At 73.6% G+C, this 19838-nt stretch carries 24 protein-coding genes and 1 tRNA gene; 11 read left to right on the forward strand and 14 right to left on the reverse strand.

Annotation, left to right across the window (positions count from 1 at the left end):
- The first annotated feature begins 62 nt into the window (after window positions 1-62).
- On the forward strand, window positions 63-905 hold the full coding sequence (locus tag DMP17_RS17185) for a helix-turn-helix transcriptional regulator (RefSeq protein ID WP_226356036.1): 843 nt from the start codon (window positions 63-65) through the stop codon (window positions 903-905).
- A gap of 12 nt (window positions 906-917) precedes the next feature.
- On the opposite strand, the gene DMP17_RS17190 is transcribed toward DMP17_RS17185, so the two are convergent.
- A complete protein-coding gene (locus DMP17_RS17190; RefSeq protein ID WP_337830073.1) occupies window positions 918-2129 on the reverse strand; it encodes a cytochrome P450 family protein in 1212 nt (403 codons plus the stop codon).
- A 71-nt stretch (window positions 2130-2200) separates the two neighbouring features.
- Here DMP17_RS17190 and DMP17_RS17195 point away from each other — a divergent pair, with 71 nt between their 5' ends.
- Window positions 2201-2806, forward strand: a complete 606-nt coding sequence (locus DMP17_RS17195; RefSeq protein ID WP_337832694.1) for a TetR/AcrR family transcriptional regulator — start codon at window positions 2201-2203, stop codon at window positions 2804-2806.
- 34 nt (window positions 2807-2840) lie between these two features.
- Complete coding sequence (locus tag DMP17_RS17200) at window positions 2841-3266, forward strand: PPOX class F420-dependent oxidoreductase (RefSeq protein ID WP_226365779.1); 426 nt, start codon at window positions 2841-2843, stop codon at window positions 3264-3266.
- Window positions 3267-3271: 5 nt separating this feature from the next.
- On the opposite strand, the gene DMP17_RS17205 is transcribed toward DMP17_RS17200, so the two are convergent.
- The 3 genes from DMP17_RS17205 to DMP17_RS17215 all read right to left on the reverse strand — a co-directional run bounded on the left by DMP17_RS17205 (window position 3272) and on the right by DMP17_RS17215 (window position 4496).
- Window positions 3272-3649, reverse strand: coding sequence for a hypothetical protein (locus tag DMP17_RS17205; RefSeq protein WP_226356032.1), 378 nt, complete (start codon window positions 3647-3649; stop codon window positions 3272-3274).
- A 108-nt stretch (window positions 3650-3757) separates the two neighbouring features.
- Window positions 3758-4249 carry an SRPBCC family protein gene (locus tag DMP17_RS17210; protein WP_226365780.1) on the reverse strand — a complete coding sequence of 164 codons (492 nt, stop codon included), beginning with the start codon at window positions 4247-4249 and terminating at the stop codon, window positions 3758-3760.
- A gap of 175 nt (window positions 4250-4424) precedes the next feature.
- Window positions 4425-4496: transfer RNA gene (locus tag DMP17_RS17215), tRNA-Asn, on the reverse strand.
- Between the two features lie 174 nt (window positions 4497-4670).
- On the opposite strand from DMP17_RS17215, the gene DMP17_RS17220 reads away from it, so the two are divergent.
- The gene (locus DMP17_RS17220) at window positions 4671-4868 is read left to right on the forward strand and encodes a hypothetical protein (RefSeq protein ID WP_226365781.1); all 198 of its coding nucleotides are present in this window, start codon (window positions 4671-4673) and stop codon (window positions 4866-4868) included.
- Between the two features lie 48 nt (window positions 4869-4916).
- Here the strand turns inward: DMP17_RS17220 and DMP17_RS17225 are convergent, their stop codons facing one another.
- The 5 genes from DMP17_RS17225 to DMP17_RS17245 form a co-directional block, all read right to left on the reverse strand.
- Window positions 4917-5690, reverse strand: a complete 774-nt coding sequence (locus tag DMP17_RS17225; RefSeq protein ID WP_337830074.1) for a trans-aconitate 2-methyltransferase — start codon at window positions 5688-5690, stop codon at window positions 4917-4919.
- Window positions 5687-6199: a hypothetical protein gene (locus DMP17_RS17230; protein ID WP_337830075.1), complete on the reverse strand. Its 513-nt coding sequence runs from the start codon at window positions 6197-6199 to the stop codon at window positions 5687-5689. The genes DMP17_RS17225 and DMP17_RS17230 overlap by 4 nt, the downstream gene beginning before the upstream one ends.
- Complete coding sequence (gene dnaG / locus DMP17_RS17235; protein WP_337830076.1) at window positions 6196-8064, reverse strand: DNA primase; 1869 nt, start codon at window positions 8062-8064, stop codon at window positions 6196-6198. Before dnaG ends, DMP17_RS17230 begins: the two co-directional genes overlap by 4 nt.
- A 10-nt stretch (window positions 8065-8074) precedes the next feature.
- Entirely contained in the window at window positions 8075-9058 is a 984-nt protein-coding gene (locus tag DMP17_RS17240; protein WP_337830077.1) for a DMT family transporter, read from the reverse strand.
- A gap of 69 nt (window positions 9059-9127) precedes the next feature.
- Window positions 9128-9511 (reverse strand): hypothetical protein, encoded by a 384-nt coding sequence (locus tag DMP17_RS17245; protein WP_062401545.1) that lies wholly within the window; start codon window positions 9509-9511, stop codon window positions 9128-9130.
- Window positions 9512-9655: 144 nt separating this feature from the next.
- On the opposite strand from DMP17_RS17245, the gene DMP17_RS17250 reads away from it, so the two are divergent.
- The 3 genes from DMP17_RS17250 to DMP17_RS17260 all read left to right on the forward strand — a co-directional run bounded on the left by DMP17_RS17250 (window position 9656) and on the right by DMP17_RS17260 (window position 11646).
- Entirely contained in the window at window positions 9656-10021 is a 366-nt protein-coding gene (locus DMP17_RS17250) for a helix-turn-helix domain-containing protein (RefSeq protein WP_062401542.1), read from the forward strand.
- 128 nt (window positions 10022-10149) lie between these two features.
- Window positions 10150-10596, forward strand: a complete 447-nt coding sequence (locus DMP17_RS17255; protein WP_337830078.1) for an Hsp20/alpha crystallin family protein — start codon at window positions 10150-10152, stop codon at window positions 10594-10596.
- 267 nt (window positions 10597-10863) lie between these two features.
- The gene (locus DMP17_RS17260; protein ID WP_226365787.1) at window positions 10864-11646 is read left to right on the forward strand and encodes an HNH endonuclease family protein; all 783 of its coding nucleotides are present in this window, start codon (window positions 10864-10866) and stop codon (window positions 11644-11646) included.
- Between the two features lie 85 nt (window positions 11647-11731).
- Here the strand turns inward: DMP17_RS17260 and DMP17_RS17265 are convergent, their stop codons facing one another.
- The 4 genes from DMP17_RS17265 to DMP17_RS17280 all read right to left on the reverse strand — a co-directional run bounded on the left by DMP17_RS17265 (window position 11732) and on the right by DMP17_RS17280 (window position 15188).
- Entirely contained in the window at window positions 11732-13030 is a 1299-nt protein-coding gene (locus DMP17_RS17265) for a deoxyguanosinetriphosphate triphosphohydrolase (RefSeq protein WP_226365788.1), read from the reverse strand.
- Window positions 13027-13644 carry a YdcF family protein gene (locus DMP17_RS17270; protein ID WP_062404469.1) on the reverse strand — a complete coding sequence of 206 codons (618 nt, stop codon included), beginning with the start codon at window positions 13642-13644 and terminating at the stop codon, window positions 13027-13029. Before DMP17_RS17270 ends, DMP17_RS17265 begins: the two co-directional genes overlap by 4 nt.
- Before the next feature lie 89 nt (window positions 13645-13733).
- The gene (locus tag DMP17_RS17275) at window positions 13734-14780 is read right to left on the reverse strand and encodes an XdhC family protein (protein WP_337830079.1); all 1047 of its coding nucleotides are present in this window, start codon (window positions 14778-14780) and stop codon (window positions 13734-13736) included.
- A gap of 45 nt (window positions 14781-14825) precedes the next feature.
- Complete coding sequence (locus DMP17_RS17280; RefSeq protein WP_337830080.1) at window positions 14826-15188, reverse strand: VOC family protein; 363 nt, start codon at window positions 15186-15188, stop codon at window positions 14826-14828.
- 322 nt (window positions 15189-15510) lie between these two features.
- Here DMP17_RS17280 and DMP17_RS17285 point away from each other — a divergent pair, with 322 nt between their 5' ends.
- The 4 genes from DMP17_RS17285 (at window position 15511) to DMP17_RS17300 (ending at window position 18331) form a co-directional block, all read left to right on the forward strand.
- Window positions 15511-15639, forward strand: a complete 129-nt coding sequence (locus tag DMP17_RS17285) for a hypothetical protein (RefSeq protein WP_255625041.1) — start codon at window positions 15511-15513, stop codon at window positions 15637-15639.
- Window positions 15636-17057: a hemolysin family protein gene (locus DMP17_RS17290; protein ID WP_337830081.1), complete on the forward strand. Its 1422-nt coding sequence runs from the start codon at window positions 15636-15638 to the stop codon at window positions 17055-17057. The genes DMP17_RS17285 and DMP17_RS17290 overlap by 4 nt, the downstream gene beginning before the upstream one ends.
- Window positions 17054-18043 (forward strand): hemolysin family protein, encoded by a 990-nt coding sequence (locus tag DMP17_RS17295; protein WP_337830082.1) that lies wholly within the window; start codon window positions 17054-17056, stop codon window positions 18041-18043. Before DMP17_RS17290 ends, DMP17_RS17295 begins: the two co-directional genes overlap by 4 nt.
- A gap of 87 nt (window positions 18044-18130) precedes the next feature.
- The gene (locus DMP17_RS17300) at window positions 18131-18331 is read left to right on the forward strand and encodes a hypothetical protein (protein WP_073577983.1); all 201 of its coding nucleotides are present in this window, start codon (window positions 18131-18133) and stop codon (window positions 18329-18331) included.
- 64 nt (window positions 18332-18395) lie between these two features.
- Here the strand turns inward: DMP17_RS17300 and DMP17_RS17305 are convergent, their stop codons facing one another.
- Complete coding sequence (locus DMP17_RS17305) at window positions 18396-19802, reverse strand: glycine--tRNA ligase (protein ID WP_226356018.1); 1407 nt, start codon at window positions 19800-19802, stop codon at window positions 18396-18398.
- Between the last annotated feature and the right edge of the window lie 36 nt (window positions 19803-19838).

The raw sequence follows: 19838 nt of genomic DNA on the forward strand, positions 1-19838 counted from the left end.
CCGGTCATCGGGGGATCACCGGTCCCTGGTTGCCCGGCGGGTCCCCGCGGATACTCGGCGGCGTGGACCGTGCAGCCCTGGCCGACTTCCTGCGCCGGCACCGCGCCGGCCTCCGCCCCGGCGACGTCGGGCTCCCCGACGGCGCGCGCCGGCGCACGGCGGGGCTGCGCCGCGAGGAGGTCGCGACGCTCGCGGTCATGTCGGCCGACTACTACACGCGGCTGGAGCAGCAGCGCGGACCGCAGCCGAGCGAGCAGATGCTGGCGTCGCTGGCCCGGGCGCTGCGGCTCGGCACCGAGGAGCGCGACTACCTGTTCCGGTGCGCGGGCCGGAACGCGCCGGCGTCGGGCCCGGTGTCCGATCACGTGGCCCCGGCACTGCTGCGGGTGCTGGACCGGCTGCACGACAGCCCGGCCCTGATCCTGACCGTGCTCGGCGAGACGCTCGTGCAGAACGACATGGCCCGGGCGCTGTTCGGGGACCACACCCACCACACCGGGCTCGCCCGCAGCGAGGTCTTCCGCTGGTTCACCGACCCGGACGCCCAGCGCCTGTACCCGCCCGCCGACCGGCCCCGCCAGAGCCGCGCGCAGGTCGCGACGCTGCGGGCGGCACTGGCGATGCTCGGGCCCCGGTCGCGGGCCGGGGAGCTGGTGGGGGTGCTGTCGGAGCGCAGCCCCGAGTTCGCCGCCCTGTGGGAGCTGCACGAGGTCGGGCGCCGGTTCGCCGACCACAAGACGCTGCTCCACCCGGAGCTCGGCGAGCTGGAGGTGGACTGCCAGGCGCTGTTCACCGAGGACCGGTCCCAGGCGCTGCTCGTGCTCACCGCGGCGCCGCGCAGCGAGACCGAACGGCGCCTGGAGCTGCTCCGGGTGATCGGCAGCGAGCAGTTCAGCGCGGGCTGAACCGGGTACCGGTCATGCGTGCAGGCGCACCGGGAGTGCCGTGAGCGCGTGGATCAGCGTGCTCTCCCGGTGCTGCCCGGGGGCGCCGGCGAGCGCCATGTCCGGGAACCGCGTGAGCAGCGTCCGGAACGCGACGTCGGCCTCGAGGCGGGCCAGCGGGGCACCGAGGCAGTGGTGGATGCCGTAGCCGAACGCGAGGTGCCCGGAGGTGTCGCGATCGGGGTCGAACCGCTGCGGGTCCGGGTAGCGCCCGGGGTCGCGGTTGGCCCCGATCAGCGAGACGAGCACGACCTCGCCGGCCGGGATCGTCACGCCGGAGTACTCGACGGGCTCGTCGGTGAAGCGGATCGTGGCGAGGTTGACCGGTCCGTCGTAGCGCAGGAACTCCTCGACCGCCTGCGGCACCCGGTCGGGGTCGGCGCGCAGCCGGGCGTGCTGGTCGGGGTCGCGCAGCAGCGCCAGCACGCCGTTGCCGATGAGGTTGACCGTGGTCTCGTGCCCGGCGACCAGCAGCAGGAACGCCATCGCGGTGACCTCGGTGGGGCTGAGCGAGTCGCCGTCCTCCGAGGCGCGGACGATCTCGGACAGCATGTCGTCGCCGGGGTGGGCGGACTTGTCGGCGACGAGCTCGGACAGGAACTGCGCCATCGACGCGGCGGCCGTGGCGCGCTCCTCGTCGGGTCCGCTGGAGAGCAGCAGGTTCGACCAGTGCCGGAAGTCCTCGCGCCGCTCCCCCGGGACACCGAGGATCTCGGAGATGACCGTCATCGGCAGTGGGAACGCGAAGTGGTCCAGCAGGTCCAGCTCGGGGCCCGCCTGCTCGGCGGCGTCGGCGAGCTCGGTGGCGATCTGCTCGATCCGCGGCCGCAGCCGGGCGATCGCGCGGACGGTGAACGCCCGTCCGACCAGCTTGCGCAGCCGGGTGTGGTCCGGCGGGTCGGCGTTGAGCATGTGCCCGACGAGCGAGTCGGCGAACTGGCGGATCGAGGTCGCACCGTGCCGCTGCAGCACCTCGGGCAGCCGCCGGGAGTCCTTCCGCAGCCGCGGGTCGTTCAGCGCGGCGCGGGCGTCGTCGTAGCGGGTGATCATCCAGAACGTCAGCCCGTTCGGGCCGGTCGCACGGGTGACCGGACGCGCGTCGCGCAGCTCGCGGTAGAGCGCGTCGGGGTCGTCGAAGAAGTCCTGGTCCAGCCGTACCGGCCGGGTGTCGTGGTCGATCGTCATCGTCCGCTCCTCGTCCTGGGTGACCTCGGCTCTCGCCAGGATTGCACTCCTCGTGCAAAAATGCACTCGTGATGAAAGGGACGGAGCGGCGGCCGTCGGCCCGGGAGCGGAACCGGCGGTCCATCCTGGACGCCGCGCAGGCCGTGCTGCGCGAGGATCCGGACGCCTCGCTCGACGAGGTCGCAACCCGCGCCGGCGTCGTGCGGCGCACCGTCTACGGCCACTTCACCAGCCGTCACGACCTGGTGGTCGCGCTCGTCCGGGCGGCGTCGGCGGACTTCGCCGAGCAGGTCGGCGAGGTCGACCCCGACGCAGCCGACCCGACCGGCGAGCTCGCAGCCACCCTCCTGCGCACCTGGAGCACGTCGCGGCGCTACGGCCCGGTCATCGCGCTGGCCCGCCGGACCGCCGACGACGAGATCCGCGCCGCGATGGCGCCGTTCCACACGATCATGATCCGGCTGCTGGAGAACGGGCAGCGGGCCGGTGTGTTCTCCCGGCACGTCGCGGCCCCGGTGCTGGCCGAGGTGCTGCAGGCGGGCTCGATGGCCTACCAGCACGCCGCGCAGGACGGACGGTGGGACGGCGACGAGGCCGACGTCGCCCTCGGGCACCTGCTGACCCTCGGGGTGCCGGAGGCCGAGGCGCGGGCCGCGGTCGCGCGGGCCACTACTTGACCTGAAGTTTCGTTCAGGTCCTAGGTTCAGCGGCATGTTCACCGACGAGGAGATCGCCTACCTGCGCAGCCGGCGGATCGGGCGGCTCGCCACCGCCCAGCCGGACGGGACGCTGCAGGCCAGCCCGGTGGGGTTCGGCGTCAACACGAGGCTGGGGACCATCGACATCGGCGGCTTCCGCATGGACCGCAGCCGCAAGTTCCGTAACGTCGCCGCGAACGGGCAGGTCGCCTTCGTCGTCGACGACGTGCTGTCGACCGACCCGTGGCGGGTGCGGTTCGTCGAGATCCGGGGACGGGGCGAGGCGCTGACGGAGCCGACGGACTCCGCGGGGCAGTCGGCGGGGTCGGGACCGATCATCCGGATCCACCCGACGCGGATCCTCACCCTCGCGCTGTCACCCGAGGATCAGCAGGTGGATCCGCACGAGGTGGGGATCCGGGCGCGCGACGTGGGGTGAGACCGCTACAGCAGCGCGTCGATCTCACCGCGGTGGAACGCGAGCGGTGTGGTGGGGAATCCGTACCGGTCCTGGTGCCGCGTCCCCGAGCCGCACCACCCGCAGCGGCCCACCGCGTCGTAGACCGCCCGGCCCTCCAGCTCGGCCCGGCGGGCCGTGACCGCACGGTCGGCGCGGGTGGGCCGCGGGGCCGACCGCCGCGCGGGGCTCGCCGACGAGCGGCCGGACAGACGCGAGTACAGCCAGATGCCCGCCACCGGCAGCGCGACCAGACCGGCGGCGACGACGACCCACTGCAGGATGCCGATCACCGTGCCGACGACGAGGACGGCGAGCACGACGATCCCGATCGCCTGGGCGAGCTTCAGCACGACGTTCGACATCGCGGGTCCTCCACGTCCGGTGTGGGTGGTTGCGGTCCCGATGTCGGATCGCCGCGATGCCGCGTTACACCGCCCCGGCGGGCCCGTGCACCGTCGCGCGCGGCGCGGTCAACCCTCCGCGTCACGGACGTCGGCACCCCGCTCGGCGAATGCCACGAAGTCCTGCATGTGCAGTCGTGACTGCCGGCGGAAGACGCCGCGCAGGAGTGGCGCCGCCAGTCGCATGGACAGGCTGCTGAACCGGTACTCGTTCTCGCTCGTCCAGAGCGTCGTCCCCGGACCGGCCTCGGTGAACCGTTCCCGAGCGGCACTCCACATACCGTCGGCGACGATCTCACGTTCGAAGTGGACGACCCTGTCCGCCGGGATCCCGTTCAGGTCCGACGGTTCCCGGCGCGTGATGGTCTCGACGGCCTCCATCTCCTGCCCTCCCGTCCGCAGCACGACGCGCGACCGGGTACCGACCTCCCCGTGCAGTCCGTCGATGGGCTCGTGCAGCACCAGGCCGCGCAGCCATCTCGGCAGGTGGACGGGGTCGGCGAGCAGCTGGACCACGCTCTCCCGCGGCAGGGCGATCTCGGTCGAGACGGTGTACCTCACGGCGGGTGCTCCAGGGGCTCCGGACGAAGGGTGCACACGCTAGTGACCGTGACCACGGGCGTCCACGACCGTCGGATCGTCCCCGGAGACGGAGCGACCCCCGGAACCATCGGTGATGGTCTCGGGGGTCGATCGTGAGTGGCTGCCCGGGTCACCTGACTGACCTCGGGAAATGCTCCTCCGATTGGACTCGAACCAATAACCGCCCGATTAACAGTCGGGTGCTCTGCCATTGAGCTACGGAGGACCGTTCATGCCGTTCCGGGTGGTGTTCCCGGCGACGAGAAGAACTCTACAACACCCCGTACAGCCCTCTCGCAACCCCCCGTTCGGCCGCTGTTCCCGCAGGTCGGAGCCCCATCCGGGTGGCGGTCGGACAGCGGCCGCGGTCCGGGTACGGTCGCGGTCGGAGGTGAGGGGAATGGTCAAATTCCTCGTGGGTGTCGCCGTCGGGTACGTCCTCGGCACCAGAGCCGGTCACGAGCGCTACGAACAGCTCGTCCGTGCCTATCACCGGGCGGCGGACCATCCCGCGGTGCAGGGCGCCGCGGGCGTCGCGCGGGCGGGTGTCGAGGGTGCGCTCGACAAGGTGCGCGGCGGCCAGAACACCGGGCGCTGAGGGCTCGCCCCGTCCCGTGACCCGTCCCCGGGTCACGGGACGGGCGGGTCAGCGTGTGCGGGCGACCGCGAAGACGCGGCGGAACGGGAACCAGGTGCCGCCGTCGGCGCTCGGCGGGTAGGCCGCCCGCAGCCGGGGCGCGAGCTCGCGGACGAACGCGTCGTAGGCGTCGTCGTCGAGGGCGTCGCGGACCGGGCGCAGGGCGGTGCCGGAGATCCAGCGCAGGACCGGGTCGTCGCCGTCGAGCCGCTGCAGGTAGGTCGTCTCCCAGGCGTCGACGTCGGCGCCCGCGGCGGCCAGGATGTCGGCGTAGCCGAGCGGGTCGAGCACGGTCTCGTTGCCGCGCAGCAGAATCCGGTCCCGCCACTGCGGGAGCGTCGCGACCTCGCGGGTCAGCACGTGGGAGGGGGCGTCGAAGTTGCCGGGGACCTGCACCGCGATCCACGCCCCGGGCGCGAGCGAGGCCACCCAGCGGCGCAGCACGTCGGGGTGCTCCGGCACCCACTGCAGCACCGCGTTGGTCACGAGCACCCCGGTGTCGCGGGGCGGGGTCCAGTCGCGCACGTCGACCCGCGTGGCGTCGACGCCGGCGGCGCGGGCCGCGGCGACCATGTCCGGGGAGGAGTCGAACGCCTCGACCGTCGCCGTCGGCCACCGCCGGGCGAGCAGCCCGGTCAGGTGGCCGGGGCCGCAGCCGGCGTCGACGACCCGGGTCAGCGCGGGGTCGGTCTCCCCGACCCGGGCCAGCAGGTCCAGGAACGGGCGCGAGCGGTGGTCGTCGAAGGCGCGGTAGAGCTCCGGGTCCCAGCTGGTCGTGGTCACGGTTCCTCCGGGAGTCGTGCGGCGATGCCCTCCGCCAGCCTCCGGGCGGCGACCGGGTCGGTCCCCGGGTCGGGCCGGACCTGCAGCACCAGCCCGTCGCGGCCGGGGACCCGGCGCTGCAGCACCCAGACCCCTCCCCCGGGCAGCTCACGGCGGTTGCGGGTGCGGATGGACTGGGTGACGCGCTCCTGCACGGCCTGCGGCACCTTCCCCGGTTCGACGAGGCGGAACCGCAGCGGGCGCCCGTCGGCGAGCAGCTCGGTGCCGGGGGCGATCTGCTCGGCCGAGGTCGGCGTCACGACCAGGCTGACCTTGTCCCAGGTGGCCTTCGCGATCTCGTGCCAGCCCAGCCGCTCCCCACCGGGCGGCCAGATCCCCCACGAGGTGACCACGAGCATCCCGCCCGGGGCCTGCGCGGTGGCGACGACGGCCTCGGAGTCGGCGAGGGCGGCGGCGACCGCGTCGGGCACCGGCTCGCGGCCGAGCAGCCGCGACCAGAAGCCCGTCACGACGCGACCCCGGACGCCTGCTCGCGCAGCTGGATCTTGTACTGCTCCAGCGGGACGAGCACGCCGAACAGGTCCATGTACTCGTCGTGGTCGGTCTCGGCGTTGGTGCGCTGCAGCTGCGACTTGAGGTCGGCGATCTCGCGCTCGACCAGGCCGAGCCGGACCCCGGCGAGGACGCCGTTGACGTAGCGGACCTCGTCGGTGTTGCGTTTGGGGAGCTCGAGGTTCTCCACGGCCAGCTCGCTGACCAGGCGCTTCACGTCGTCGCCCGCACCCTCGGCGACGACGGCGTCGAGCCAGTCCGACCCCTCCAGCCCGGCGCACACCCCGCCCGCGGCCATGATCGCCCGGTGCACCGCGGCCAGCTGCGGGTGGGTGAAACCGGCCTCGGGCAGCTCGTCGAAGCCGGGGCCGACGACGCCGGGGATCTGCAGCGCCGCCTTGAGCGCCTCGCGCTGCAGGTGCAGCTGGGTGTCGTCGCGCTTCGGGGCGGGCAGCGGGGCGCGACGCCGGGAGCGGCCCCCCTCGGACGACACCCCGGCGCTCTCGCGCACCCGTCGCACGACGACGGCGATGTCGTCCCAGCCGACCCAGCCGGCCAGCCGTCGCGCGTACTCGTCGCGCAGGTCCTCCCGCTTGATCTGCGCGACCAGCGGGACGGTCCGCTGCAGCGCCGCGACCCGGCCCTCGGCGCTGGCGAGGTCGTGGCTGCGCAGCTCGGTGCGGATGGCGAACTCGAACAGCGGCTCGCGCCGGGCGACGAGGTCCTTCACGGCGGCGTCGCCGTGGTTGTTGCGCAGGTCGCAGGGGTCCTGGCCGTCCGGGGCGACGGCGACGAAGGTCTGCGCGGCGAAGTTCTGGTCGCCCTCGAACGCCTTCATCGCGGCGCTCTGGCCGGCCGCGTCGCCGTCGAAGGTGTAGATGACCTCCCCGCGGTCGAAGGAGTCGTCGCCGATCAGCCGGCGGATGACCGAGACGTGCTCGGTGCCGAATGCCGTGCCACAGGACGCGACCGCCGTGGTCACCCCGGCCAGGTGCATCGCCATGACGTCGGTGTAGCCCTCGACGACCACGACCTGCCGGGTCTTCGCGATCTCCCGCTTGGCCTGGTCCAGGCCGAACAGCACGTGGGTCTTGCGGTAGACGGGCGTCTCGGAGGTGTTGAGGTACTTGGCCTCGATGCCGTCGTCGTCGAACAGCCGGCGCGCGCCGAAGCCGACGACGTCGCCGCCCAGGTCGCGGATCGGCCACAGCAGACGCCGGTGGAACCGGTCGATCGCGCCGCGCCTGCCCTCCTTGGAGATGCCGGCCTTGATCAGCTCGTCCAGCTGGTAGCCCTGCGCCAGCAGGTGCTTGGTGACGGTGTCCCAGCCGGCCGGGGCGTACCCGCAGCCGAACTTCTCCGCGGCCGCGGCGTCGAAGCCGCGGTCGGCGAGGAACTGCATGCCCGCGCGGCCCGCGGGGGTGGCGAGCTGTTCGGCGTAGAACGCCTGGGCCTTCTTGTTGATCTCCAGCAGGCGGCTGCGGGTGCCGCGGTCGCGCTGCACCGAGGACCCGCCGCCCTCGTAGGTCAGCCGGACCCCGCACCGCTCGGCGAGCCGCTCGACGGCCTCGGGGAACCCGATGACCTCCATCTTCATGACGAAGTCGATGACGCTGCCGTGCTCGCCGCAGCCGAAGCAGTGGAACGTGCCGTGCGAGGGGCGGACGGTGAACGACGGGGACTTCTCGTCGTGGAACGGGCACAGGCCCTTCAGCGAGCCCGCCCCGGCGCGGCGGAGGGCCACGTACTCCTCGACGATCTCCTCGACCCGCGTGCGGTTGCGGACCTCGGTGATGTCGGCGTCCCGGATCCGTCCTGCCACGCCGGCCAGTCTAGGCGCCTCCGGCCCGGCGCCCCGGTCCGCCCGCTGCCGGTGCGACGGCGTGTCCATCCGGCTGCTCGGACGGGGCGGCGACGGCCGCGTCGGCGACCACCCGGCGGCCGCGCAGGCCGGGCACCCGGCCCAGCCCGACGAACATGCCGACCAGGGCGATGCCCAGGCCCAGCACGGCCTGCACGGTGAGCGGCTCCCCGAGCACGGGCACGGCGACCAGCGCCGTCGTCGCCGGGACCAGGTTGAGCAGCGACGACACGAACACCGTGGACCGCAGCCGCAGCAGCACGAGCATCAGCACGAAGGCGCCCGCCGAGTTCACGACCCCCAGGAAGGCCACGGCCGCCCAGCCCGACGGCGCGCGGGGCAGCCAGTCCGCGCCGAGGAACGGCCAGGCGGCCAGGGTCGCGACCAGCGAGGTCGCCATCTGGACCACGACGCTGGTCACCACGGGGGTGCTGTCGTTGAACCGCTTCTGGTAGAGCGTGCCGGCCGCCAGCGACAGCATGCCCAGCACCGGGAAGACGAGGTTGCTGCCGAGACCGGCACCGAGGTCGTCGGCCAGCACGACGTAGACGCCGGTGGCGCCGATCAGCAGGCCCAGCACCGGTCCGACGCCCAGGCGGGTGGCCAGCAGCAACGGGGTCAGCAGCCCGACCAGCAGCGGCGCCATCCCGAGGATGAGGCTCGACAGTCCGGCGGGGACGCCCGAGGCAAGCCCGCTGTAGACGAAGGTGAACTGCCCGACCTGCAGCAGCAGCGCCGTGACCGCAAGGTGCAGCCAGGCCCGGCCGCGCGGCAGGTCCGGCCGGAGCACCGCGACGGCGGCGAGCATCACGACCAGCGCGATCACGAACCGCCAGAGCAGGACCGCGGGGACGTCGGTGGACCCGGTCGCGATCTTGCCCGCGATGAAGCCGGACGCCCACAGCGGGACGAAGAGCACGGCCAGCACCGGGACGAGCCAACGCGAGGAGGTCACGCCGCCACTCCATCGCAGTGCTAACGACCGGGGCAAGCCGGGGTGGCGGGAGCCTCACCCACGGTCCGGTCAGGCCGCGACGACGGCCGGCGGCTCCAGCTCGGCGAGCGCCGAGGCCAGGTCCGGGTGGTTGCGCATCCCGTGCAGGACCGCCCGGGCGCCCGGCACCATGCGCGGCGCGACGCGTGCGGCGCCGATCAGCCGGACGTCCAGGCCGCGGTTCCGCGCCATGTGCCGCAGGTGGTGCAGCGCCCGCGCCCCGCGCGCGGTGACCCCGGTGCCCAGGTCGACGAGGACGTGCCGCACCGGCACCCAGCCCGCTCCGGCGGCGGCGAGGCGCGCGTCGACCTGGCGCAACAGCGACGCGCCCGCCGCCGCGTCCAGCTCGCCCTCCACGCGGATGCGGAGGACGTCCTCCCGGGGACGGTCGGTGCGGACCCTGCTCTCGTTCATCACGCTCTCCTCCCGGATCGTCGTCTCTCTCATATCTGTAGCGCACAGGTCAGATTTTCGCCACTGAGCGGCTACACTCGGGTTCGACGGAGGACCGGCCCGGGTGCCCAGGAGTGCGCCGCGGACCGCGAGGGAGGACCGACCATGGCACTGGACCGACTCGACGACCCCGACTACCCGACCGTCGCGATGGGCCAGGCCGCGCACCTGCTGGAGGTCGAGCCCGCCTTCCTGCGCAGCCTGGACAGCGCGGGCGTGGTGAATCCGCACCGCTCCGCGGGCGGGCACCGCCGCTACTCGCGCAACCAGCTGGAGCAGGCCGCCCGCCTGCGCACCCTGCTGGACGAGGGACACCCGCTGGGGTCGGCGTCGTGGATCGACCGGCTGCGCGGGGAGCTCGCCGACAGCGAGGACCGCCTCGGCGCCGCGCACCGCGAGATCGAGCGCCTGCGCACGGAGCTCGCGCAGCTGCAGACCGAGCTCGGCAACACCGACCGCCCGAGCCCTTGACAGCAGAAAATCTCTAGCTATAACTAGAGATATCCGGAGCTCGTCTCCGGAGTACCGACCCGACGAAGGACGACGAGGAGTCAGCCGGCCGGTCGCGAACCGGCACGGCTGGAAGGGAGTGGTTCACGATGCTGCTGCGTACCGACCCGTTCCGGGCCCTGGACCGGCTCGCCACGCAGGCGTTCGAGTCCGGCGGCACCTGGTCGCGCCCCGCGGCGATGCCGATGGACGCCTGGCGTCACGGTGACGAGTTCGTCGTGGAGTTCGACCTGCCCGGCATCGACCCGGACGCCGTCGAACTCTCCGTCGAGCGCAGCACCCTGACGGTCAAGGCGGAACGCCGGCCCACCCACACCGGGACCACCGACCAGGTCGAGTGGGTCGCCTCCGAGCGGGCCTACGGCGTGTTCGCCCGTCAGCTGCTCCTCGGCGACAACCTCGACACGTCCGCCATCCACGCGTCGTACGACGCCGGGGTGCTGCGCATCCGCATCCCCGTCGCCGAGGCGGCCAAGCCGCGGACGATCGCCGTGCAGTCCGGGCACGACTCCGACCGGCCGGCGATCAACGCCTGACCTCCGCCGCCGGGCCCGGCCGCGTGCCGGGCCCGGCGGCGGGCCGGTCGGCCGGCGACGCCGTCGCGACGAGCACGGGTAGCCCGGGCGTGCCCCCTTCCACCCCGGCAGTGGTGGACCGCAGGTCGGTGAGCGTGATCACGGATCCACCGACGGCCCGACCCTGTGCACGGACCGGCCCCTTCCTGGCAAGTCTCTTCACCCTGAGTGACGAACACGCGGCGTGTTGACGTGGTTCCGGCGTTCGCATTCGCGAACATCTCCGGTGTGCGTGTTCGAGGTGTGCGGGTCGCCGGGTTGCTCGCGACGATGCTGGTGATGGCCGGGTGCGGATCCCCCGGGTCGTTCGTGGACGTGCTGGACGCGGCGCTCGACACCGGCGTCGTCGACGTCGGTGTCGCGGCGCCGGCGACGCCCGGCACCGTGGAGGGCGCGGCCGCGGGCAGCGCGTCGACGACGCTGAAGACGCTGGCGGTGAAGGGCCGGGCACCGAAGACCGGCTACACCCGCGAGCAGTTCGGACGCCGCTGGGCCGACATCGACCGCGACGGCTGCGACCAGCGCAACCAGGTCCTCGCCCGGGACATGGACCGCGAGACGTTCAAGGCGGGCACCCACGACTGCGTGGTGCTCACCGGGTCGCTGCGCGACTCCTACACCGGCACCACCATCTCCTTCACCCGCGGTCAGGGCACCAGCGAGAAGGTGCAGATCGACCACGTCGTCGCGCTGTCCGACGCCTGGCAGAAGGGCGCCCAGCAGCTGGACGAGGCCACTAGGGAGAAGATCGGGAACGACCCGCTGAACCTGATCGCCGTCGACGGCCCGACCAACGCCCGCAAGGGCGACGGCGACGCCGCGACCTGGCTCCCGCCGGACAACCGCTACCGCTGCGCCTACGTCGCGCGGCAGGTCGCGGTGAAGAAGAAGTACAAGCTGTGGGTGACCAGCGCCGAGCGCGACGCGATCGACCGGGTCCTCGGGACCTGCCCGACCCGCGCCGTGACCAGCGAGGCCGACGCGGCGAAGCCCGCGATCACCCTGCGCTGACGACTCCGGCCCCGACTCCGACCCGGCCCCGCCGTCCCACCGGACGGCGGGGCCGTCGGCGTCCCGGGGCCGGCAGGGTCCGGTCTCAGGGCCGGCAGAGCGTGCGGTGCCAGGCGTGCGCCTGCGGGTCGGTCAGCGTCGCGACCTGGTCGATCACCACGCGCAGCCGCGCGCGGTCGTCGGGGGCGGCCGTCCAGTCCTCCGCGCGGGCGGGGTCCAGGACGTCCGGCCCCCGGGCGCACAGCGCGGCGACGAGGTCGTGCAGCAGGTCGCGCTGGCGGGACTGCATCTCCAGCCGCCGCGGGTCGCTCATCACGTAGCGGGTGGCCAGCGCCTTGAGCACCACGACCTCCGCCGCCGCGACGACCGGGACCACCAGGTCGGCGCGGTGCCGGGCCAGGGGGGCGTCGCCGTAGGTGTCCAGGGTCGCGTCGGTGGCGGCCAGCGCGAACCGGCCCACCAGCTCGGAGGTCATCCGCTTCATCGCGACCAGGTCGTCGCCCGCGGCGGTGGCGGCGTCGAAGCCGCGGACCGCGCGGACCACCGGCAGCGCGTCGAGCCGGGCGGCGGCCTCGGCGCAGGCCCCCTCGTCCTCGCCGAAGCGCAGCGACGCCTCCACCGCGAGCGCCGCGCGCTCGGCGGGTGAGGACAGCACCGCCAGGTCCATGCGGCCGGCGTGCACCGCGTCCTCGACGTCGTGCACCGAGTAGGCGACGTCGTCGGCCCAGTCCATGACCTGGGCCTCCATGCTCCGCACCCCCGGCCGGTCCCCGGCGCGCAGCCACTCCAGGGCGGGCAGGTCGTCGGTGTAGGCACCGAACTTGCGCTCCGCTCCGCGCCGCGCCCACGGGTACTTGGTGGCGGCGTCCAGCGTCGCCCGGGTCAGGTTGAGCCCACCGGGGACGAGGCCGTCGCCGGAGCGGGCCTTCGGCTCCAGGCGGGTCAGGATGCGCAGGGTCTGGGCGTTGCCCTCGAACCCGCCGCACTCCGCACCCGCGACGTCGAGCGCCCGCTCGCCGTTGTGCCCGAACGGCGGGTGGCCGATGTCGTGGGCGAGCCCGGCGGCGTCGACGACGTCCGGGTCGAGCCCCAGCTCCTCGGCGACACCGCGGCCGATCTGGGCGACCTCCAACGAGTGCGTCAGCCGGGTCCGCGGGATGCCGCTGACCTCGGCGCCCTCCCCCGGCCCGACCACCTGGGTCTTGCCCGCGAGCCGGCGCAGCGCCGCGCAGTGCAGCACCCGGGCCCGGTCCCGGGAGTAGGGGCTGCGCCGCTCGACGCGGCCGCGCTCCCCCAGCCCGGACCCCTTCGGGGCCTCGGGGTGGCGGCGCTCGGCGTCGGCTGCGGTGTATCCCGGATCGGCCGGGGCGTGCTGGACGGTCATCCCAGCCCGCTGCTCGCGGTGTCGACCGAGGCGTGGGTCAGCTCGTAGAACAACAACGCGCCGGTCTCGCGGTAGATGTAGCGCAGCTGCGTCTCGCGGGTCTGCACGATCGGGCCGCTGCGGGTCGGAGAGGTGTAGGCCTTCAGCCCGGCGTCGCGGGCCATGGTGCGGGCCCGCAGGCTGTGCCACGGGTCGGACACCAGCAGCGCCGAGGACCAGCCCTGCTGCCGCGCGGTCGCCGCGACCGCCTGCAGGCTGCCGAGCGTGTCCGCGCCCTCGGGCACGGCCTCGACCGCCGAGGACGGCACGCCCTGCTCGATCAGCCAGTCCCGGCTGGCCTCGGCCTCGGTGTAGCGGTCCCCCGTCCGCCCGCCGCCGACGGTGACGATCCGCGGGGCCACGCCGTCGCGCCACAGCTGCTCGGCGTGCTTGAGACGGTTGGCCAGCACCGCGCTGGGCTCGCCGTTGTACTGGGCGGCGCCGAGCACGACGACCGCGTCACTGGGGCGCTGGTCGTCCACCCGGGCGACCTGCCACACCCGCAGCGCGGTCACCCCGACCACCGCGACGAGCATGACCAGCCCGCCGACGAGCAGCCGCGCGCCCCAGGTCATGCCGGTCCGCACCGGGCGGCGCACGGTGCGCCGGTCCGGACCGGGCTCCGGCGGTGCGCCGCCGAGCCCGCGCCGCGACGACGTGCCGGTCATCCGCCGATCCGACCGGCGGAGGAGGCGAGCGCCGACGCCGAGCGCCCGGCGCGCAGCGCGACGACCTGGGCGACGATCGACACCGCGGTCTCGGCCGGGGTGCGGGCGCCGAGGTCGAGACCGACCGGCCCGTGGACAGTGGCCAGGGCGTCCTCGGTGACCCCGGCGGCGAGCAGCCGCTCGCGGCGCGCGGCCTGGGTGCGCCGCGACCCGAGCGCCCCGAGGAACCCGCGGCCGTGGGCGAGGCCGTCGAGCAGGGCCGCGTCGAAGGCCGGGTCGTGGTCGAGCAGCACCAGCACGTCGGCCTCGGTGAAGGCGGCGACGGCGGCGCGCGCGTCGTCGACGGTGGTGACGGTGCGGGCGCTCCAGCCGAGCAGGCCCGCCTGGGCGTGCAGGGCGGCCCCGAGCGCACCCTCGCCGACGACCAGCACCGACGGGACCGGCACGAGCAGGTCGACCAGGACCGCGGTGCCGTCGACGTCGAGCCGCTCGGTGGCCGTGGCCCCCCGGCGCAGCAGCGCGCGGGTCTGCTCGGCCGCCGCGGCGGTGACCCCGCCGAGGTCGCCGGTGGACTCCTCCAGGCCGGGCCCGGTGAGGACGAGGGCCGCGCCGGTGTCCACGACCGACAGCAGCGCGGCGGGCCGACCGGCCTCCAGTGCCTCCCCCAGCGCGGCGGCGGGACCGGCGGGCAGCGGGTGGGCGAGCAGCGTCGCCCCGCCGGCGCAGGCGAGCCCGGCCGCGACCGCGGAGGACTCCCCGACGTGCGCCTCGCGCACCGTCGCCGTCCCGGACGCCGCCTCGGCGGCGAGCGGGTGCGCGGAGTCGTCGAGGGCACCGAGGTAGAGCAGGCCGCCGACCTCGCCGTCGGTGGTGCCCGCGACCAGCTGGCCGGACTCGACGGAGCCGAACCCGTGCCGGTCGAGCACCCGGACGACGCCGATCCCCGGGCCGCCGGTCACCGCCCAGCGGCGCAGGGCCGCGCCCAGGTCACGACGGGGGTCGGCCGGTGGCCGTGCCGCGGAGGAGGTCGCCGAGGTGCTCACGGTCGCCAGGGTAGCGACGGGGCCTGACGGTGAGCTGAGAACGGGCTACAGCGCGCCGCACAGGTTCAGCGTGTTGCCGTCCGGGTCCCGCACGTGGGCGACCCGCTGCCCCCACGGCATGTCGGTCGGGTCACCGGAGACGGTGCCGCCGAGCTCGACGACTCGTGGGAGGAGGGCGTCGACGTCGGCGGCCGCGCCGACCTCCGCCGAGAGCAGGAACCGCTGCGGCCCGTCCGGGGCCGACGCCTCGCACACGACGCCGAGCCGGGCCCCCGACAGCTCCATCCCGAGGTAGAACGGGGCACCGTCGGCGGGGAAGCGCGCGGTCTCGGTGGCACCGAGCAGGTCGCGGTAGAAGCGGGCGAGCCGCTCGCCGTCGCCGCTCACGAGGATCGTCTCCAGGGTCATGCCCGTACCGACCGTCGCGGCGGCCCGATCTCATCGGCGACGTCGGACAACGCCGGCGCAGGCGTGGACGGTCGGCACCGCCGGCAGCACCGTCCAGCCGAGCGCGGAACCCCGGATCACCGCCCCGGACCAGGTCGGACCGGCCTGTCCCGGGCGAGACGTGAGCACGGACGGGGATCACCCGCCCCTGCGTTGCACCGAACACCGGTACCGCCGTTCGGGCCATCACAGGGTGACCACCGCGACGGCTGCGTTCCGGAACCGTACGATTCCGGCACGCGTTGTACGCGTCGAACACCCATCAGACCGCGAGTCAGGAGTCATGGACCCCACCTGCAGTCCGCGCGCCGACCGTCCCCGTGACGGCCGGCGACCCCGCATCGTCCTCGTCCCCGCCCACGCCGTGCACATCCCGGCCGGGCCCGAGACCCGGGCGGTGACCTCCCGGTGATCGGCACGATCCTCGGCATCCTCCTGGGCATCCTGGTGGTCCTCGTGATCACCGCCCTGACCGGCTACTTCGTGGCCCAGGAGTTCGGCTACATGGCCGTCGACCGCTCCCGCCTCAAGGCCCGTGCGGCCGAGGGCGACACCGGAGCGTCCCGTGCCCTCGACATCACCCGTCGCACCTCGTTCATGCTGTCGGGCGCCCAGCTCGGCATCACCGTCACCGGCCTGCTGGTCGGTTACGTCGCCGAACCGCTGATCGGCAACGGCATCGGTGAGCTGCTGGGCCTGGTCGACGTCCCGCTCGGCGTCGGTGTCGCGATCGGCACCGTGATCGCGCTGCTGTTCGCCACCGTCGTCCAGATGGTGTTCGGCGAGCTGTTCCCGAAGAACCTCGCCATCGCCCGGCCGGAGCCGGTCGCGCGGTGGCTGGCGCTGTCCACCAAGACCTACCTGGCGCTGTTCGGGTGGCTCATCCGGATCTTCGACGCGGCCTCCAACCTGCTGCTGCGTGCGCTGCGGATCGAGCCGGTGCACGACGTCGAGCACTCGGCCACCCCGCGCGACCTCGAGGCGATCATCGACGACTCGAAGGACTCGGGTGACCTCAACCCGGAGCTCGCGGTGCTGCTGGACCGCGCCGTCGACTTCGGCGACCGCACCGCGCGGGCCGCGATGATCCCGCGGCCGCGGGTGTCGTGGGTCCGCGCCGACGCGACCGTCGAGAGCCTGGTCGGGCAGATGGCCGTCCAGCACTCGCGGTACCCGGTGCTCGGGCCGCCCGCCGAGGCGGCGGACCCGGAGAACGCGCTGGAGCTGGTGGGCGTGGTCTGCCTGAAGGACGTGCTGGCCCTCGCCGACCGCGACGACCGGCCGTTCGACGAGGTGCTGGTGTCGGACCTGATGCGGGCCCCGGTGCTGGTGCCCTCGTCGCTGCCGCTGCCGCAGGTGCTGGCCCAGCTGCGCGCCGACGACGAGGAGCTGGCGTGCGTGCTCGACGAGTACGGCGGCCTGGCCGGCGTCATCACCGTCGAGGACGTCGCCGAGGAGCTCGTCGGTGAGATCACCGACGAGCACGACCAGGCCGGGACGGACCAGGCACTGCGGTCCGACGACGGCTGGGTCGTGCCGGGTGACCGGCACGTCGACGAGGTCGGCAGGCTGATCGACGCCGAGCTGCCCGAGGGCGACTACCAGACCGTCGGCGGTCTGGTGATGGCCGAGCTGCAGCGGCTGCCGGACGCCGGGGACGCGGTCGTCGTGACGATCGCGGCCGAGAGCCCGGACGACGAGGACCGCGCCCTGCGCCTGGTGGTGCAGGAGGTCGACCGGCGGGTCCCGTCGGCGGTCCGCCTGGAGTGGACCGAACCGGTGTCCGCCGGTTCCGAGCAGGACAGCGACGAGCGGGAGCTGCGGGCATGAGTGCCTTCGAGATCGTGGTGTCGATCCTGCTCGTCGCGGCGAGCGCGTTCTTCGTGGCCGTCGAGTTCGCGCTCGTCGCCGCCCGGAACTACCGCCTGGAGGAGGCCGCGCTGACCTCGGCGTCGGCGCGGGCGGCGCTGCGCAGCGCCAAGGACATCTCGCTGCTGCTGGCGGGGTCCCAGCTGGGCATCACGCTGTGCGTGCTGGGGCTCGGTGCGATCACCAAGCCGGCCGTGGACTACGCGCTGCGCCCGGTCATCGAGGGCTGGGGCGTCCCCGGCGGGGTCGCCGGGGTGGCGTCGTTCGTCGTCTCCCTGATCGTCGTGACGTTCCTGCACCTGGTCGTCGGGGAGATGGCGCCGAAGTCCTGGGCCATCTCGCACCCGGAGCGCTCGGCGATCATGCTGGCGATCCCGATGCGCGCCTTCATGGTGACGGCCCGGCCGGTGCTGCTCCTGCTGAACGGCGCCGCCAACCGCTGCCTGCGGCTGTGCGGGGTCGAGCCGGTCGACGAGATGGCCTCGGGCCGCAACGCCGACGACCTGCGCCAGCTGGTCGACCACTCGGCGAAGACCGGCACCCTGGACCAGGGGCGCCGTGACCAGCTGGTCACGGCGCTGGAGCTGGAGCGGACCCCGCTCGGCGAGCTCGCGCGGGAGCCCTCCGGGGTCGCCGCGGACGACGACGTCGCCGCCATCCAGGCGACCTGTCGCCGGACCGGTCACCTCCGGCTGGTCGTCCGCGACGGCGACACCCCGATCGGGTACGTGCACGTCCGCGACACCCTGACGCGGGCCCCGGGGACCCGGGCCCGGGACCTGATGCGCCCGGTGCTCACCCTGTCGGCGGACACGCAGTACCACACTGCGGTGAACACGATGCGTGAGCAGCGTGCGCACCTGGCGCTGGTGGAGTCCGACGACCGCCCGGTCGGCATCGTCACCCTCTCCGACCTGGTGGAACGGCTCCTCCCCGAGCCGGTGTAGGAGCGACCCCGGACCGGGTACCCAAGCTGCGCCCGGTCCGGGGCGGTCCTACTCTGGGTCGCCTCCCGATCACCCACGGAGGTTGTGATGACCGCTCCGACGCTGCGTCCCGCCGATCTCGACGACACGGCGCTGGCCAGGCTCAAGCAGCTCGAGGACCGCATCGGCGGCCCGCTCGTGGCTTACCGGCCCGAGTCGCCCTACGCCGCGCTGACCGCCGAGCAGCTGGAGGAGGTGCGCCGCGCCGAGTCCGAGCTGGGCGTGCAGCTGCTGGCCTACCGGCGCTGACCCACTCACGACGAACGCCCCCGCCCGGATCCCGGGCGGGGGCGTTCGTCGGTCCGGAGCCTGCTCAGCAGCCGAGCAGGCGCGTCGCCAGGTAGGTCTCGACCTGGTCCAGGGCGACCCGCTCCTGCGCCATCGAGTCGCGCTCGCGGATCGTCACCGCCTGGTCGGTGAGGGTGTCGAAGTCGACCGTGATGCAGAACGGGGTGCCGATCTCGTCCTGGCGGCGGTACCGGCGGCCGATGGCGCCGGCGTCGTCGAAGTCGACGTTCCAGTTCTTGCGGAGCTGCGCGGCCAGGTCCTTCGCCTTCGGCGACAGGTCGGCGTTGCGCGACAGCGGCAGCACTGCGGCCTTGACCGGGGCGAGCCTGCGGTCGAGCTTCAGCACGACGCGCTTGTCGACGCCGCCCTTCGCGTTCGGCGCCTCGTCCTCGGTGTAGGCCTCGATGAGGAAGGCCATCATCGACCGGCCGACACCGGCGGCGGGCTCGATCACGTACGGCTTGTACCGGGTGTCGGAGGCCTGGTCGTAGAACGACAGGTCGACGCCCGAGTGGTTCGAGTGCGTCGTCAGGTCGAAGTCGGTGCGGTTCGCGATGCCCTCGAGCTCGCCCCACTCCTGGCCGGTGAAGTTGAACCGGTACTCGATGTCGACGGTGCGCTTCGAGTAGTGGGAGAGCTTCTCCTTCGGGTGCTCGTACTGCCGCAGGTTCTCCGGGTCGATGCCCAGGTCGGTGTACCAGCGGGTGCGCTCGTCGATCCAGTACTGGTGGATCTCCTCGTCGCTGCCAGGCTCGACGAAGTACTCCATCTCCATCTGCTCGAACTCGCGGGTCCGGAAGATGAAGTTGCCCGGGGTGATCTCGTTGCGGAAGCTCTTGCCGATCTGGCCGATGCCGAACGGCGGCTTCTTCCGCGACGTGGTCTGCACGTTCAGGAAGTTCACGAAGATGCCCTGCGCGGTCTCCGGACGCAGGTAGGCCATGCCCTCCTCGGACTCCACCGGGCCGAGGAACGTCTTCAGCATCATGTTGAACTCGCGCGGCGCGGTGAACTGGCCGCGGGTGCCGCAGTTCGGGCAGGGCACCTCGGACAGGTCGTTCGGGTCGGCCTGCTCCGGATCGCGGCCCTTGCGCTCGGCGAACTCCTCGGCCAGCTGGTCGGCGCGGTAGCGCTTGTGGCACGAGGTGCACTCGACCAGCGGGTCGGTGAACGCGTTCACGTGACCGGAGGCGACCCACGTCTGGCGCGGGAGGATGACCGAGGAGTCCAGGCCGACGACGTCGTCGCGGCCGGTCACCATGGTCTTCCACCACTGGCGCTTGATGTTGTCCTTCAGCTCGACGCCGAGGGGCCCGTAGTCCCACGCCGACCGGGTACCGCCGTAGATCTCACCGGAGGCGAAGACGAATCCGCGCCGCTTGGTCAGCGCGACGATGGTCTCGATCTTGGCGGAGGTGGGCTTGCTGGCCACTGGCGGTACTCCAGAGAAGGTGGTTCGGAGGTCCCC

Source organism: Pseudonocardia sp. TMWB2A, assembly GCF_017312135.1.

Excerpts from the sequence above, each read along its gene's own strand:
- DMP17_RS17255 (WP_337830078.1), top strand. The coding sequence starts at position 10,150 with ATGCTGCTGCGTACCGACCCGTTCCGGGCCCTGGACCGGCTCGCCACG.
- DMP17_RS17300 (WP_073577983.1), top strand. The coding sequence starts at position 18,131 with ATGACCGCTCCGACGCTGCGTCCCGCCGATCTCGACGACACGGCGCTG.
- DMP17_RS17265 (WP_226365788.1), bottom strand. The coding sequence starts at position 13,030 with ATGACCGTCCAGCACGCCCCGGCCGATCCGGGATACACCGCAGCCGAC.
- DMP17_RS17200 (WP_226365779.1), top strand. The coding sequence starts at position 2,841 with ATGTTCACCGACGAGGAGATCGCCTACCTGCGCAGCCGGCGGATCGGG.
- DMP17_RS17295 (WP_337830082.1), top strand. The coding sequence starts at position 17,054 with ATGAGTGCCTTCGAGATCGTGGTGTCGATCCTGCTCGTCGCGGCGAGC.
- DMP17_RS17190 (WP_337830073.1), bottom strand. The coding sequence starts at position 2,129 with ATGACGATCGACCACGACACCCGGCCGGTACGGCTGGACCAGGACTTC.
- DMP17_RS17245 (WP_062401545.1), bottom strand. The coding sequence starts at position 9,511 with ATGAACGAGAGCAGGGTCCGCACCGACCGTCCCCGGGAGGACGTCCTC.
- DMP17_RS17285 (WP_255625041.1), top strand. The coding sequence starts at position 15,511 with ATGGACCCCACCTGCAGTCCGCGCGCCGACCGTCCCCGTGACGGCCGG.
- DMP17_RS17250 (WP_062401542.1), top strand. The coding sequence starts at position 9,656 with ATGGCACTGGACCGACTCGACGACCCCGACTACCCGACCGTCGCGATG.
- DMP17_RS17195 (WP_337832694.1), top strand. The coding sequence starts at position 2,201 with ATGAAAGGGACGGAGCGGCGGCCGTCGGCCCGGGAGCGGAACCGGCGG.
- DMP17_RS17205 (WP_226356032.1), bottom strand. The coding sequence starts at position 3,649 with ATGTCGAACGTCGTGCTGAAGCTCGCCCAGGCGATCGGGATCGTCGTG.
- DMP17_RS17220 (WP_226365781.1), top strand. The coding sequence starts at position 4,671 with ATGGTCAAATTCCTCGTGGGTGTCGCCGTCGGGTACGTCCTCGGCACC.
- DMP17_RS17280 (WP_337830080.1), bottom strand. The coding sequence starts at position 15,188 with ATGACCCTGGAGACGATCCTCGTGAGCGGCGACGGCGAGCGGCTCGCC.
- DMP17_RS17270 (WP_062404469.1), bottom strand. The coding sequence starts at position 13,644 with ATGACCTGGGGCGCGCGGCTGCTCGTCGGCGGGCTGGTCATGCTCGTC.